The organism is Helicobacter bizzozeronii (assembly GCF_900196775.1).
Lineage (GTDB): Bacteria > Campylobacterota > Campylobacteria > Campylobacterales > Helicobacteraceae > Helicobacter > Helicobacter bizzozeronii.
In genome coordinates this window covers 1-14,500 of record NZ_FZLB01000058.1, presented here as the reverse complement: position 1 = coordinate 14,500, position 14,500 = coordinate 1, and the positions used below count along the sequence as shown (strand labels likewise).

Here is a 14,500-nt window from a genome sequence, read left to right as displayed (position 1 = left end):
CAAGCACAAGCCCCCTATAACCAGCAATTACAGGCTTTAGAATTGCAAAAGATACAGGCTCAAATCTTGGAATTGCAGGCTAAAGCCCAAAAATACAGCCAACAAGGCGCATTAGTGCAAGCCCACACCACCAGCGAGGAGATTAGCCAAGTGCAAGCCATAGAGGGGCAAGCAGACCCCACACAAGAGAACAACCCACCTAAAAAGCCCAAAGGCTCAGAGTGGCAAAAATACCCCAGCGCGCACCATTTGGAGTATTGACACCCTAAAGGAGAACCCCCCAAAAGGGGGGAAACCCTACACTATCTTACCAACCGCGCCGTAAAGCCCCTAGCTTTAGCTATGGGGATATAAGGCTAGCACCAGCATGGCTGTGCTAATATTTGTGTTGCAATCAAGGGGTAATACCCTTGGGGTTGGGGCATCAACCTTTGGAATAGGGAATGTAAGACTCCAAACGGAGCTATCCTGCTTGAAGCCGCGATCTCCACTAAAGTTAGAATCCCCTAACTTTAGTTATGGGAGAGTATGTCAACCACTTGGTTTTTTGCGTTTAATCGTGCATTTAAGCCCAAAGAAACGCACCTTGAGGTAAAATACCCGTGTAGAAGTTTTGCCATGCTTTTTCATGGCACAACTCCTTAAGATAGGGATAGCCCCCGCTAGGGGGCGTTTCTATTTTACCCTCTATAAACTTAAACCCACGCCATTAGAGCTCAAGCACAATGCTGACGCATTTTACAAACGCCTTGCGTTTGCTCATTAAAGCTTACGCTACTCTAGGTGGGGCTTTCGCCCTTTATATCATTAAACGCTACGCGTTCCGTTACGCTCCATTAAACCCTTCGGGTTTAACCCTTGACCCCCTATTGCTTGCAAGCTGGAATGGGCGTTATTTGCAAGGAGAGAGTATGGATTTGACACCCCAAGAATTAGCCCAATTAGAAGCCTATGAGGATGATTTGATTAAACAAGGCGGAGAGGTCCCAGAGGACTTAAGCGGGGTTGAACCAGCAGAGAGTGCCAGCCCAGCACAGACAGATCTAACACAGAGCCCAAACAACACAGAAATGGCGAGCACAACCAGCACAACCAGCACAACCAGCACAACCAGCACAACCAGCACAACCAGCACAACCACAGCAGACACAACAGACACAACAGATACAACAGATACAGCAACCAGCACAGACACAACAGATACAGCGAAAAAGGCGAGCACAGACAGCACACCCGCTAGCCCACAGAACGCACAAGACACCACAGACATAACCAGCAACACAGATGTAGCGGTTATTAAGGGCGTGTGTGATCCGGATAAATTTTATGCCCTGATTGAGGATAACACCATTAAGGACATCTTCAAGGGGGAGAGTCTGCCGGAGTATAATGCCACCCAATTGCAGATTATGCAGTTGCCCCAAGGGCAAGAACGCGAGTATGCGATAGGAACACCCCTCAAAGAGGGCAAATTAGTCCCCTTAGAGCTAGAGCAGATCAAAGAGAGGCAGTTAGGAGCAACAATGGAAATGGGGAGGTGTGCAAAACCAAGTTAAGCCCACCCAAAGCGGGCAGAATAAGAGCTTTGCCACTAGCCTTGTGCCTAATGAGAATATCCGTATCAGCGCCAATAGCACTTTTAGCTTGAGTGTCGCCACTCACCCCAAATAAGGAGGTTAAATGAGACACCCCCAAAAGGAGCAAATGCGGGCACACTATGAAAGCCACGACATCAGTTTAAAGGAACTAGGCGCGCTTTATCAAGTGCCTTACCGCACTTTGGTGCGCTGGAAAAATAACGAGAAATGGGAGGCTAAGAGGGCACAAGCACGCGTCCAAGTGGAGGTCATTAAGGATAAATTGACAAACCACCAACTCAACACTTTTCTAGGGGCTAAAAAGCAAGAGATCAAGGATAGCATCAAGCAGAATTTAAAGCACTTGGACATTGACCCCATTGTCTTGGAGTGCATCACAGAGACTAGCAGTGGTTGGTATAATTTAGGGAATAAAGTTTGCTTTAACTAAGCAATATTTGCATTAAAGGATCACCATGCTCCGCTCTTTATGGTCTGGCGTTAATGGCATGCAAGCCCACCAAATCGCCCTAGACATTGAAAGTAACAACATCGCCAATGTCAATACCACGGGTTTTAAATATTCTCGGGCTTCCTTTGTGGATATGCTCTCTCAAGTTAAATTGATCGCCACCGCACCTTATAAAAATGGTCTAGCCGGGCAGAACGACTTTTCTGTAGGCTTGGGTGTGGGCGTGGATGCCACCACTAAAATTTTCTCACAAGGCAACTTGCAAAATACCGATGTCAAAACCGATCTAGCCATCCAAGGCGATGGGTTTTTTGTGATCAGTCCCGATCGGGGGGTGAATCGCAACTACACCCGTAGTGGGGAGTTCCTCTTTGATGCTGAGGGTAACTTAGTGACTACTGGGGGGTATGTGGTGCAGGGTTGGGTGCGCGATCCAAAAGACATGGGCACTAAGGGCAGTGAAACAGACATGCTCAAAATTGATAGCACCAAGCCCTTACAAAATATCCGTATCGATCCGGGCATGGTCATGCCCGCACGCTCTAGTACACGGGTAGCCATGCGCGCTAATTTGAATGCCGGGCGGCATGCCGAACAAGTGGCAAATGCTTTCATGCTCGATTCTTCGAGCAAAACCCCCTCAGATGGGGTCAAGCCACAATATGACTCCTCGACCAACTTAACCCAAGTGGCTGAAGATGTGGGCGCGCTTTATAATGAAGATGGGGATGCTTTCTTGCTCAATGAGGGGCAAGGCGTTTGGGTGAGCTATAAAAATGCGAGCATGAAAAAAGCAATTTTGGCTTCTAAAGATAACAACACTTTAGAACTCAACGGGACCAAGATTTCTTTTAGCAACGATTCAGCCGTTACGCGCACCTCTTCCTTGAGTGCCGCCCAAAATGCGATCAACGCAGTTAAGGATAAAACCGGCGTTGAGGCTTATATCGATAACGGGCAATTACGCTTAGAAAATAAAAACAACTTAGAGGGCGATGAGCACATCAAAAATATCGTGGTGACTGGCAAGGGCACGGGGGCTTTTGCCAATTTTGCCAAAGGGGATCAAGACATCACCGCCTTTAGATACCGCTACACGAAGGGCATTGAAGCTGATTCGAGCACCGGGCAATTTAAAACCACTGATCAACTACGCGCCTTGATGCAACATGACGCTAATATTGTCAAAGACCCCAACATGAAAAAGAATTACAAGGATTCGACTGCGTCTGTAGCCGTTACCCTCAATAAATATGGCATGTTTGAGATCACCAACAAAGATAATGGGAATGACAAAAAAGAAAACTTGAGTATCTTTGTGACTAACTACGCTTCAGACAAGGTAACCAAGAATGTCTTATTTGGCAAAACCATGGGCGCGCTCAACACCGCTTCTTTAATTGAGGGCGGGGTTTCAACCTCCACCTCTAAGCTCACGCATGCCATGCATGCTAGCAGTATTGATTTGGTGGATAGTTTGGGGACTAAGCACACCATGCGTTTAGAGTTTTATAAAAGCGGGGAGTCTGAATGGAAATTCCGCGTGATTGTGCCTGAACCTGCTGAGATTGTGGGCTCTTCACCAGAGCGCCCCAATGTCTTTGAAGAGGGCGTGTTGCACTTCAATAAAAACGGGAGCTTGGCGGGCATGAATCCGCCCGTGTTGCAATTTGATCCCAAAAATGGTTCCGATGCGCCCCAACGCATCACCCTAAGCCTTGGCACCGCCGGGGGCTTTGATGGGATCACCAGTGTGGATAAAATCTCAGAAACTTACGCCATCGAACAAAATGGCTACCAAGCTGGGGATTTAATGGATGTGCGCTTTAATAATGAAGGGGCGTTGCTCGGGGCTTTTAGCAATGGCAAAACCCTCGCCTTAGCGCAGGTGGCTTTGGCTAGCTTTGCTAACGATGCGGGCTTGCAAGCTGTGGGGGGGAGCGTATTTAGCCAAACGGGCAACTCCGGGCAGGCTTCAATAGGGGCGGCTGGCACGGGCAGACGCGGGAATGTCTCAGGCTCTAAGCTAGAATCGAGCAATGTGGATTTGAGTCGGAGCTTAACTAACTTGATCGTGGTGCAAAGAGGGTTTCAAGCCAACTCAAAGGCGGTTACCACCTCCGATCAAATTTTAAACACCTTGTTGAACCTCAAACAATAGGGGCGTGCATGCACGAATACGCGGTGGTCTCCTCTTTAATGGACTTGTGTGCCACGCATGCCCAAAAACACCACGCCACTAAGATAGAAAAGGTGGTGGTGAGCATTGGGGAGAGATGTGCGATGGACAAGCAACTTTTCATGAGTGCCTTTGAGAGCTTTAAAGAAGAGTTGCCCTTGTGCCAAGAGGCGATTTTAGAGATCGTGGAGGAAAAGATCGAGCTTAGTTGCAAGGAATGCGGGCATGTCTTTGTGCCCCAAAGTTTGGATTATGGGGTGTGTGCAGGCTGTGGGGGGCATAGCTTGGAGATCACTAAGGGGACGGAGATGAAACTCTTGTCTTTGGAGATGGTGTGAGTGACTCTATCTTTCAAGAATTTATTAAAAAAGCACCCATGATGAAGGAAAAATGGGAGGTCGTGCAACTTTTTGAGGAGGAACGCCAAAAATTCCAAGAGGAGTTGCGCTCTTACGAGCAAGAGATCGAGCAGGCGCGGGCGGTCTTAAAAAAATTGCGTGCGGAGGTGATGGAGACTAAGGAGAGTTTAAAGGATTTACAAAAACGCCAAAAGGACAAAGAACAAGAAATGCAGCAACTCAAGGAGGAGTTATTATCCCACAGAGTCAAGCGTGATCTCTTGGTCTTGGAAAAAGACAAGGAATTTTTGCAAGAGGATAGCCATGAGCCCTTGCCCCAACCAGTGAGCTTGGTAGAGATTTATCTTAAGGATCGCTCTGTGGCTAAAGCCCGCCCGGCTAAACGATTCTTTGGCGAGCAACTTTACCGCAAATACCGCGTCTTGTTGCGTGAAAACCACATGCTCAAAGACAAGCTTTTTAAGTTGGATTTAGAAAATAGCACCCTCAAGGTCGAACTTAGGGACATCAAAACCAAAGACTTTTTAAGCGCAAATGGGTATGTTGAGGAATAAGGGGGGTTGCCATTTACCAAAAAGATTTAGAAGCCTATTTGAAACACACCACCCCTAGGGCGGCTCTGTTATATGGGGAGTGGGCATTTTACATTGAACACTACGCCCGCAAAATTGCTAGGACCTACAGCCAAGCCCAAAAAAGCCAGTTTGATTTTGGAGATTACCGCTTTCAAGAGGTCTTGGAGGTCTTAAGCCAAGACTCTTTGTTTGCAACCGGTAACCTTGTGTGCTTGAGATTGGATAAAAAATTGGGGGCTAAGGAGATTCACGCCCTCCTAGATACCCTAGCTTTGCACCCTAGAAATGCTCTCATAATCGAGTTTTACCAAGCCAAAGACAAGAGCAGTTACGCCCAAGATTTTAAGCAATTTGCCACGCAATTCAAGCACCCCAAGTTAGGCGATCGTGTAATTGATGTGCGCTTTTTCATGCCCAACTTGGATGCCCTCTTAGAACTCTTGCAAGAAAAGGTGCATGCGTTGGGCTTGAGCATTGACACGCCCGCTCTGCTCTTGCTCTTAGAGGTGCAAAATAACGATGTGCGGATCATCTACCAAGACCTAGAAAAATTGGCTTTGCTAGGCAAGCCCATAGGGGTTGCTGAGGTGCAAGAACATGTTTATGGACTCATGGGTGTAGAGACCCAAGAACTCTTAGAGGCCATTTTTGAAAAACCCCAAAAAGTCTTAGAAAGCTTTGCGCGCCTGCAAGGGGTGGAGGAAATGGAGCTTGTTTGGGGGTTGGAGCGTTACTTTTACCAGCTCTTTTTGATTTTTGCCTACCTCAAGGGGCATCACAATCTAAATGCTAAGGAGATTTTAGGGTTTAACCCGCCCCCGATGGTGATCAAACAGCTCACCAAGCGATCCCAACAGGTGCAGGATTATCAGGGGGTGTTTGAGGGCTTGCGTGCGTGGCACATTGCTAGCATGCAAGGGCAAAAAGATGCTGGGTGGCATTTTTTAATTAAAGTGCAAGATTATATCCGCTAGAATGGAGGATTAAGCCTTGCTCTTTTGTGCTACAAAAGGGCATGATCCAAAAGGAGAACCATGAAACACTACGAGACAATGTTTATCCTCAAACCCACCTTGGTAGAAGAGGAGATCAAAAACAAGCTTGCATTCTATCAGGAGGTGATCAGCAAGCAAGGGGGCGCAATTGAGGCGACTTTGGATATGGGGCATCGGCATTTGGCCTATGAGATCAAAAAGCAAAAACGGGGCTATTATTTTGTGATCTATTTTAAAGCCCAGCCTGAGGCGGTTTTGGAGCTTGAGAGGCTCTATCGCATTAATGAGGATGTGTTGCGCTTTATTATTTTGAAATATGAGAGCAAAAAAGAGCAAAAGGCGTGGCAAACTTTGGTGGATCGCACGCATAAAAAGTCCACTTCTCAAAGCCACACCCCTCATGAACAGCCCAGTCATTCTGAATCGCCCAAGAATCAACCTTTAGATGTTTAATAAGATCACGCTGGTGGGGCATTTGACGCGCGATGTGGATTTGCGCCACACGCCCGGCGGGGCGAGCATAGGCAAGACAGGGATTGCCACCAACCATGTTTATAAACGCCAAGATGGTGCTAAGGGCGAGGAGACTTGCTTTGTTGATGTGGATTTATTTGGGCGCACAGCAGAGGTGGCTCACCAGTATCTTAACAAGGGCTCGAAGGTCTTGATTGAGGGGCGTTTGCGTTTGGATAGCTGGAACGATCAACATGGTAATAAACGCAGCAAACATGTTGTTGTGGCTGAAAATTTGGTCATGTTGGATAGCAAAAAAGAGAGAGAGGGGCAAGTGGGGGCTCACAATCAGAGCTATCCTAGCACGCCCCAAAAGAGTTACCCCAAAGAGAGCGTGCCGGAAAAAGTGCCCGAAATTGATGTCAATGATGATTTACCTTTTTAGGTCATAATAAGAACGAGGAGAAGACATGGAGAGAAAAAAGTATGCCAAGCGTTATTGCAAATACACAGAGGCCAAGATCGAGTTCATCGACTACAAAGACTTGGATCTGCTCAAGCATTCGCTATCTGAGCGTTATAAAATCATGCCCCGCCGTTTGACGGGCAATAGCAAGAAGTGGCAGGAGAGAGTAGAGGTCGCTATTAAGCGCGCCCGACACATGGCGTTGATCCCCTATGTGGTGGATCGCAAAAAAGTTGTGGATAATCCCTTTAGGCTCGCCTAAGATTATCCTAGAATAAATCTATTGTAACAAGGAGTGAGCGATGCGTATTAGTAAATGGGTTTTGTTGGGTAGCCTTGCGGGTGCTTTGGTGATTATTGGGTGTGGCGAGCCTAAATCGGGGGTGAGCAAAGAAAATAAAGCATATCGTGCCGAAACCAAGGACGCGCCCAAATGGACGGTTGGGGATTTGAATGATGTTTCTAAGCACTACCCCAATTATTCAGGAGTGTTTTTAGGGCGTGGTGAGGAGGACATTGTAGGGGGTGCTAGCGGTGTGGATTATGCCACAGAGCAAGCCACCATGAAAGCCCGTGCCAATCTAGCCAGCAATCTTAAATCACAACTCCATAAGGAAGTGCAATCTCATGAAGCGCGGGAGGGGCAGTCTTTGAACAAAACAAGTAGCATTGACATTTCTCAGATGGTCGATAAAGAGCTTGTAGCGACTAAGGCACTTGCTAGATGGGTCGGCAAAGACCATGTATGGGTGTTGGTGGGGTTGGATAGTAGTGTCGTGGATAAAATCCGCTCAGAAATGGGGATGGGACCGGGTAAAAAGTAGGCTGTGTTGAAGCCTTTGAGGTTGTTGGGGGGTTTTTTGTGCAGTGTCGTTTGTGCTTGCTTGGTGGATGCACGCACTCCTAAGTGGGTTGGGCATTGTGGTGATGGTGCTCAAGTCCATCGGGATCGGGTGGTGGCATGCGGTGCGGGAGACATCTTAGATGGGGATGTGGATTATGCCGTTAGCATTGCTAGCACGAGGGCTAAGGACAAGCTGGCAGATTTTTCGCTCAAGAGCCAACAGCCCGCTTTGAGTGGGAAGTTCCATGTGGAGATTCGCAACACCAAGCTGGATGCTAGGTGGGTGGGTCAAGGGCAGGCTTATGTCTTGCTCAGTATGGATTTAGAGGAGAACAAACAGGCTAAGATCACACAAGAGCCAAAGCCAGTAGAACCAAAGCCTGCGGGTGATCTTGATAAACAATACAAACAAGGGAATCTCGCTCCCAAGGGTGTAGAGGTTTCTGAAACTCCTAAGAATGCCGAGAAGATCGAACAAAAAGACCAACCAAAACAGCAAAAACATGAGGGAGAAGAAAAAGATGATATGGGACTTAAAAAAGGGCTTGAATAAAAAAGTATGGATTTCTTGTATAGCGGGTGCGCTCATCTTGGCTGGTTGCGGGCAAGAGGTGAGCTATGTCTCCCAAAAGGATCAAGATTCTAAGAAATATGCCACTGCTGGGCTGGATTACCAAGATATTGAATATGCTGCTAAAACAGCTGTGCAGTCCATGTTGGCTAGTGGGGAGATGCAAGAGCTCAAGGGCAAGCAGGTTATTGCCGTGTCTGATGTTTTGAATGACACCATGCAACATTTTGATACCGAGCAACTCACCCAAATGGTGATCCAAACTTTGACCGATCAAGTTAAAGGTAAGTTTTATGTAACCAAAGCCATTGCCGGTAGCGGGGGCAGTGCTGATCACATGATCGGTAAGGCTAGACAACTCCGCAATGACGAGGAATTTAACCAAGAGACCACCCAAGAAAAGGGCACGCTCAGAGCTCCCGATCTCTCCTTATCTGGCAAGGTGAGTCAAAGAAACGCCCGCGTGAGTTCTAGCAAACAACGCATTGACTACATTTTTATTTTGAGCATCACGAGCATTAAAAGCGGTTTGGTGGTGTGGAGTAGAGAATTCCCCATTGTCAAGCTAGGGAGCAATAAGTCAGTCTCGTGGTAGGGGGTCTAGTGCCCAATCCATCGGGATATTTTGGGCTTGCAAAAACTCTTGAGCCTTGTAAAAAACCCCACTGCCTAAGAACAAAGGGGGGCGACTTTGGGCAAGCGGGCTTGGGTGGGGAGCTGATAAAATCAAGTGCTGGGGATTGGGGCTTAAAAGCTTGATTTTTTCTTGCGCCACTTTGCCCAAGAACATAAAAACTAGGGGGCGTTGCAAGGTGGAAAGTTGCCTTAAAACTTGGTTGGTGAAACTCTCCCAGCCTAAAGATTCATGAGACTTGGGTCTATTTTTTTCCACGCTTAAAATCGCATTGAGCAGTAAAACACCTTGTGTTGCCCAAGCTTGCAGATTGCCATGGGGGCTGGGGGCGATGTTTAGACTTAAAGATAATTCCTTGTAAATATTTTGCAAACTCTTAGGGATGGGGGCGGCTTTGGGCACGCTAAAGCTCAAACCCATAGCCAAAGGGTATTCTTGACCTTGGTGCTTGAAAGTGCCCGGGTAGGGGTCTTGACCTAATAAAATGGTGTGCAAACACTCTAGGGGGGTGTATTCGAACGCCTTGAAAAGCTCGGTTGGCAAGGGAAAAACCCGCGTGCGTTTTATTTGTGCGCTCCTAAGACTTTGCATGTAGTTTTGATTGAGCGTTTTAAACTCTAAAGTGCCCGCAATGGGCATGAGCAAACCATGCCATGCACTCTTTTTGAGACGCTCCAAGATATGGAAGAGCATACCAGCCACCTTTATAGACTAAGTCTTTATGCCAATTATAGCGTAGTCTAGTTAGATTGGCGGGGGACACACCATTACAACAGAGGGTTTTTATTCAATATCAGATCGTCTTTATCATCATTTTTAGGGTTTTTGTGTTAGAATGGAACGCTAGATTTATGAACAAAAGGGTTATAAGATGAAAAAAGCTGGCTTGGTGTTGGAACGGAGCGCAAGAGCTAAAGGGCGCACACCTCTCTCTTTGTCTTTAGTGTCCTTGGGTTTGGTTGTGGGAATTGCTGGGTGTGGTTGGTTTAAAAGACCAGCCACCCAGCTTATCCCCCCCTCAGCCACCGGGTTACAAGCCCCCATTTACCCGCCCACGACTTTTAACAACCGCCCTATGGCTGCAAGACCCCCAGTGACGCTCCCTCAGCCCCAAGTTGCCCAGCCAACAACGCGCTTTGAAAATCCCGCCCAAAATGTTACGCCCAATGTCGCCTCTAATAGCGGTGCGGTAGGGGCAATCCCCAACACGCCCATTCTCACGCCCACCAATGTGATTGAGATTAGCGCGGTGGGCATGGGTGTCGCCCCCGAATCCACGGTTTCGCCCTCCCAAGCCCTAGCCCTAGCCAAGCGTGCGGCGATTGTTGATGGTTACCGCCAGTTGGGCGAAAAGATGTATGGGATTCGCGTCAATGCCACCGACACGGTGAAAGATATGATATTGCAAAACTCTGTGATCAAAACCCGTGTGAACGCCTTGATCCGCAACGCTGAGATCACAGAAACCATTTATAAAGATGGGTTGTGCCAAGTGAGCATGGAACTCCGTTTAGATGGGCGCATTTGGTATAATGTCTTTAATAGTGCTAGAGGATAGTGGAATCGCGTAGTTTCTGATGTCTTGGCGTGGGTTGTGGGCTCTTGTGCTCTTGGGTTTGTTTTTGGGTGCTTGCCACAAGCAACCACACTCTAAGCAAGCGCATGCCAAGTCCAAATCCCATAAACCCCACAAATCCAAGAAGCACAAAAACCTCTTCATTAAAAAAAGTGCCGCCCAGCGTGCCCAAGAGGAACAAGCCAAACTCAACAAAGAGATTGACAAATTCCGCCTGATTTATATTTACACACCCATGTTACGCTACTATGACTATGGCTCCATCGAAAAGACAAAAGAGGGCGAGATTGAGATGGTGCTTTACAAGTTGGGGCAACGCTTTGGCGATATTTTAATCAAGAAAAACTATATCTGTTTTTCGGGCACTTGTTCGGCTAAGTGGAGCGTGGCAAGGGATATGTTTGGGAAGGTCAGTTATGGCGATCTCTTTGATGATATTGTGCTAGGACGCGATATTTTCATGGGGATGGGTAAGCGTTTGGAGCCCAATGGGGATTTGATTCAACGCTTCGTGGAAAATGGGGAATTGATTTATTATGAGCGTAATGCGGATAGGACTTTGTTCCAAAATATGACAACCGGCATTGCCATCTCCCTCCAGCGTTACCACCCTTAGGGGCGTATTTTGAGAGTCTATCTTATTTTACTGGCTTTGGTATCCGGTTGTCTTAGAGCCAATGGGTTTAAAATTTCCGAGCAGAGTTTGAATGGCACGGCTCTAGGTTCAGCCTACATTGCCGGGGCGCGCGGGGCAGATGCTAGCTATTATAACCCCGCCAACATGGGCTTTAGCAATGACTGGGGGGAGAATCAAAGCGAATTTGAAGTTACTAGCACGGTGATCAACATCCCCGCCTTTAAGTTCATAGTGCCTAGCACCAACCAAGGGCTTTACTCGGTTACAAGCCTTAAAATTGACAAATCCAAAGAAAATATGCTTGCCATTGTCAATGCGCTGGGCTTAGGGAGTTTGGCTTCAGAGATAGGTAAAACTCTCATTACTGGTGGATTAAAGACGGTGATGAATTTGGTTCAAAATCTGCAAAATCTCACCAATCAAAAAGTTACCACCGTGGCTTCTGTGCCAGACGCACAAGTGGTGAGCGGCTGGACGGGCACGACCAATTTTATCTTGCCTAAATTCTTTTATAAAACCCGCACGCATAATGGTTTTACCTTTGGGGGGAGCTTTACTGCCCCCTCAGGACTAGGCATGAAATGGCATGGCTTGGGCGGGGAGTTCTTGCAAAATGTTTTTATCATGATGGTGGAATTAGCTCCCAGTGTGAGTTATACGCTGGGTAATCGCTTTTCCATTGGGGTTTCCGGGCGGGGGCTCTATGCGACCGGGAGTTTTGATAACACCGTATATGTGCCTTTACACGGGGCTTCTGTGCTCACTGGGGATCAAATCTTAGGTCTGCCTAATAATGTCTTTAGCCAACAAGTGCCCTCAAGCATGCGCGAACAACTTGCGAGCATTGGCGATAAAGCTGCGGCTAATTGCACAACCAACATGGATCAGAACTCGTCACCATGCCAGGTTTTCTATAATCAACTTAAAAATGTGATGAAAAATAGTGGCTTGCAAGAGGCGATATCTGATCTCTATGGGACTTCTAAGGTCGTGCAACAAAGTAATGGGAGCTCTTGGGGCGGGGGGTATAAATTGGCTGCGAGCATGCGCGTGTTTAATAATGGCATGTTCTCTGTGGTCTATACCAGTAGCGTTACCTTTAACATGCGGGGCAATCTCACCGCTTTAACCCAACTAGGACCTAGTTTGGGGAATGTGCTCACTAAGGGGCATTTGAATATCAATGTGTCTTTACCAGAAGTGCTCAACATCGCCTACGCACACGAGTTTTTTAAAAACCGCTTGCGTGTGGAAGGCGTGTATGAGCGCACTTTTTGGTCTCAGGGTAATAAATTCTTAGTAACCCCAGACTTTGCCAATGCAAGCTATCAAGGCATTGGGGGCACGGTGCAATTTTTGAGTTCAGCGACTTTAAAAAAGATGGTGGGGCTAGCCGATTTTAGCGGGGTGATGAATATGGGGAATGGGTGGCGGGATACTAACACCTTCCGCATCGGGACGACCTACATGGGTCGCTCTTTGCGTTTAATGGGTGCTCTAGCCTACGATCAAGCCCCCAGCCCTCAAGATGCGGTTGGTATTCCCGATTCTGATGGCTACACCATCGCCTTTGGGGCAAAATACAACTTTAGGGGCTTTGATATTGGCTGGGGCGGGACCTTTACTTTTAAGAGCAACCGCAATAGTTACTACCAATCAAACGATATAGGTCAATTGCGGATTTTCTCAGCCTCTTTGGGTTACCGGTGGTAGCCTTATTGGCTCATTGCGTGCAACCCCCAATTGTGATTTAGGTATCTAAGGAGCACAATGAAAAAAATGATCCTCTTGGGGCTATGCTTTTTAAGCACTCTGCAGACAGCACCATATTTTTTTAGGGATTTCCACTCTGATAATTTGGAGCACGCGATCCATTTGCACCGCAAGCTTAAGAAAGAGATCCAAGTTTGTGCGCAACTCAATACGCTACCACACTACACCCCCACAGGTGAAAGAAAAGCCGATCCATGTAGTGCCGCATTTAAGAGATCCGCCACTTTGTCCTACGATTTGGCTTTAGGTTTTTTGGTGAGTGGGAAACAAGAATACGCCAAAAGGGCTCAAGAGATTTTAGAAAAGTGGACACAAGGTCTTGAAGTGGTGGGCTCAAAGGAGGCTGAAAATCTGATTAATTTTTACATGCCCTATATGAACATGGCTTATCTCTTTATCCGCTCAAAGTTTCCCAGCCACGCATTTGAACGCTTTTCTAGCGACATGTTAGCGTATGCGCGCTATGGCAAAACTAATAATATCGGGGCTTGGGCTATCCTTTTGGGTGTGAGCAGTGCGCTTGTTACCCACGATGACAATCTGCTTTCAAAAATGGCGGATAAATGGCAGAAATGGATTTTAAACGCCATTGATGCAAATGGCGTGATGGCAAAAGAGATTGTGCGCTCCAACACCGCTAACTATAATGGCGGGCCCACTAAGGGCATTAAAGGCATTGCCTACACACATTTTGCGCTCACACCCATTAGTGTGGCGGGACAACTGCTTGCAGAAAATGGCTTTGATCTATGGCACAGCCGTGCAGCCCAAAAACTTTTTAAAGCCTATAACAAAACCGCAGAATGGGTGCTCAACCCTACAAGCTTTCCTTACTACCAACCCAACTTAATGGGTGTCCATCATGACGCTTATTTTCTGCTCTTAAATAAATACTTTAAGAGTGTAGCGGGGCAACAAGCCATTAAACAAGGTGATTTTAAAGGCGATCGTTTTAGGTTGCAATTCAATGATGCTTTAAAAGCGATTAAGTAGGCAGAGTCTTGCACCCCCCGCATTGTTTAACTAAGTTAATAAATTTATACTAGAATTTTCGCATTTGTGATTTTACTGTAGGAACCCAAGAATGGAGGTTAAAATGACAAGGACACAGCTTGACGACCCAAATAGGGGGGGGGGGGGGGGGGGATTAAAGTCCTAATTTTTCCAAACCAAAAATGGGCAAAAAACTTGCCACCTCTAATTGGGGGTTTTCTCCTGCAGTTTTCCTTTATCCTCTTTTATGTTACACAAACATGCTTCCTAAAACTATGAAACCAGGGTTGTATTAAACCCCTTCATACTTACAAAACAGTAACACAACACAAACCTCCACGCCTTTTACCCAGCCTCTACCCCCTGTGAACATTTCAGGGCGCCTCCCCCAAACAT

At 47.0% G+C, this 14,500-nt stretch carries 18 protein-coding genes and 1 pseudogene; 18 read left to right on the top strand and 1 reads right to left on the bottom strand.

The features are described from left to right. The 14 genes and pseudogenes from C5684_RS06965 to lpoB all read left to right on the top strand — a co-directional run. Positions 1-261, top strand: a pseudogene (locus C5684_RS06965) (portal protein); the annotation flags it as partial. A gap of 650 nt (positions 262-911) precedes the next feature. Further along, a complete protein-coding gene (locus C5684_RS06960) occupies positions 912-1,556 on the top strand; it encodes a cell wall protein (RefSeq protein WP_104639848.1) in 645 nt (214 codons plus the stop codon). Beyond that, positions 1,540-1,671, top strand: coding sequence for a hypothetical protein (locus tag C5684_RS09695; protein WP_013889634.1), 132 nt, complete (start codon positions 1,540-1,542; stop codon positions 1,669-1,671). The genes C5684_RS06960 and C5684_RS09695 overlap by 17 nt, the downstream gene beginning before the upstream one ends. A 9-nt stretch (positions 1,672-1,680) precedes the next feature. Beyond that, complete coding sequence (locus C5684_RS06955) at positions 1,681-2,028, top strand: hypothetical protein (protein WP_013889633.1); 348 nt, start codon at positions 1,681-1,683, stop codon at positions 2,026-2,028. Between the two features lie 25 nt (positions 2,029-2,053). After that, complete coding sequence (gene flgE, locus C5684_RS06950) at positions 2,054-4,210, top strand: flagellar hook protein FlgE (protein ID WP_104639847.1); 2,157 nt, start codon at positions 2,054-2,056, stop codon at positions 4,208-4,210. Positions 4,211-4,218: 8 nt separating this feature from the next. Next, a complete protein-coding gene (gene hypA / locus C5684_RS06945; protein ID WP_104639846.1) occupies positions 4,219-4,566 on the top strand; it encodes a hydrogenase/urease nickel incorporation protein HypA in 348 nt (115 codons plus the stop codon). Then, positions 4,563-5,141 carry a nickel-binding protein Mua gene (gene mua, locus C5684_RS06940; RefSeq protein ID WP_233708697.1) on the top strand — a complete coding sequence of 193 codons (579 nt, stop codon included), beginning with the start codon at positions 4,563-4,565 and terminating at the stop codon, positions 5,139-5,141. Before hypA ends, mua begins: the two co-directional genes overlap by 4 nt. A 38-nt stretch (positions 5,142-5,179) precedes the next feature. After that, positions 5,180-6,136, top strand: coding sequence for a DNA polymerase III subunit delta (gene holA, locus C5684_RS06935; RefSeq protein WP_199764514.1), 957 nt, complete (start codon positions 5,180-5,182; stop codon positions 6,134-6,136). Positions 6,137-6,196: 60 nt separating this feature from the next. Next, positions 6,197-6,610, top strand: a complete 414-nt coding sequence (rpsF, locus tag C5684_RS06930) for a 30S ribosomal protein S6 (RefSeq protein WP_104639844.1) — start codon at positions 6,197-6,199, stop codon at positions 6,608-6,610. Further along, positions 6,603-7,055 carry a single-stranded DNA-binding protein gene (ssb, locus tag C5684_RS06925; RefSeq protein WP_104639843.1) on the top strand — a complete coding sequence of 151 codons (453 nt, stop codon included), beginning with the start codon at positions 6,603-6,605 and terminating at the stop codon, positions 7,053-7,055. The genes rpsF and ssb overlap by 8 nt, the downstream gene beginning before the upstream one ends. 25 nt (positions 7,056-7,080) lie before the next feature. After that, the gene (gene rpsR, locus C5684_RS06920; protein WP_013889625.1) at positions 7,081-7,338 is read left to right on the top strand and encodes a 30S ribosomal protein S18; all 258 of its coding nucleotides are present in this window, start codon (positions 7,081-7,083) and stop codon (positions 7,336-7,338) included. Between the two features lie 40 nt (positions 7,339-7,378). After that, the gene (locus C5684_RS06915; protein ID WP_006017373.1) at positions 7,379-7,900 is read left to right on the top strand and encodes an LPP20 family lipoprotein; all 522 of its coding nucleotides are present in this window, start codon (positions 7,379-7,381) and stop codon (positions 7,898-7,900) included. 36 nt (positions 7,901-7,936) lie between these two features. Next, positions 7,937-8,473, top strand: coding sequence for a hypothetical protein (locus C5684_RS06910; RefSeq protein ID WP_233707469.1), 537 nt, complete (start codon positions 7,937-7,939; stop codon positions 8,471-8,473). Then, positions 8,442-9,086: a penicillin-binding protein activator LpoB gene (lpoB, locus tag C5684_RS06905; RefSeq protein WP_006017371.1), complete on the top strand. Its 645-nt coding sequence runs from the start codon at positions 8,442-8,444 to the stop codon at positions 9,084-9,086. Before C5684_RS06910 ends, lpoB begins: the two co-directional genes overlap by 32 nt. Here lpoB and ung read toward each other — a convergent pair. Then, positions 9,072-9,818 (bottom strand): uracil-DNA glycosylase, encoded by a 747-nt coding sequence (ung, locus tag C5684_RS06900; protein WP_104639842.1) that lies wholly within the window; start codon positions 9,816-9,818, stop codon positions 9,072-9,074. The genes lpoB and ung overlap by 15 nt on opposite strands. A 178-nt stretch (positions 9,819-9,996) precedes the next feature. Between ung and C5684_RS06895 the strand changes: the two genes are divergently transcribed. Genes C5684_RS06895 through C5684_RS06880 form a run of 4 tightly spaced genes read left to right on the top strand, consistent with a single transcriptional unit; the run spans position 9,997 to position 14,104 of the window. Then, positions 9,997-10,683 carry an LPP20 family lipoprotein gene (locus C5684_RS06895; protein ID WP_006017368.1) on the top strand — a complete coding sequence of 229 codons (687 nt, stop codon included), beginning with the start codon at positions 9,997-9,999 and terminating at the stop codon, positions 10,681-10,683. A gap of 16 nt (positions 10,684-10,699) precedes the next feature. After that, positions 10,700-11,317 (top strand): HP0838 family lipoprotein, encoded by a 618-nt coding sequence (locus tag C5684_RS06890; protein ID WP_199764515.1) that lies wholly within the window; start codon positions 10,700-10,702, stop codon positions 11,315-11,317. A 9-nt stretch (positions 11,318-11,326) separates the two neighbouring features. Beyond that, the gene (locus tag C5684_RS06885; RefSeq protein ID WP_407645775.1) at positions 11,327-13,051 is read left to right on the top strand and encodes an OmpP1/FadL family transporter; all 1,725 of its coding nucleotides are present in this window, start codon (positions 11,327-11,329) and stop codon (positions 13,049-13,051) included. A gap of 57 nt (positions 13,052-13,108) precedes the next feature. After that, positions 13,109-14,104 (top strand): alginate lyase family protein, encoded by a 996-nt coding sequence (locus C5684_RS06880; protein ID WP_104639840.1) that lies wholly within the window; start codon positions 13,109-13,111, stop codon positions 14,102-14,104. Positions 14,105-14,500 lie beyond the last annotated feature (396 nt).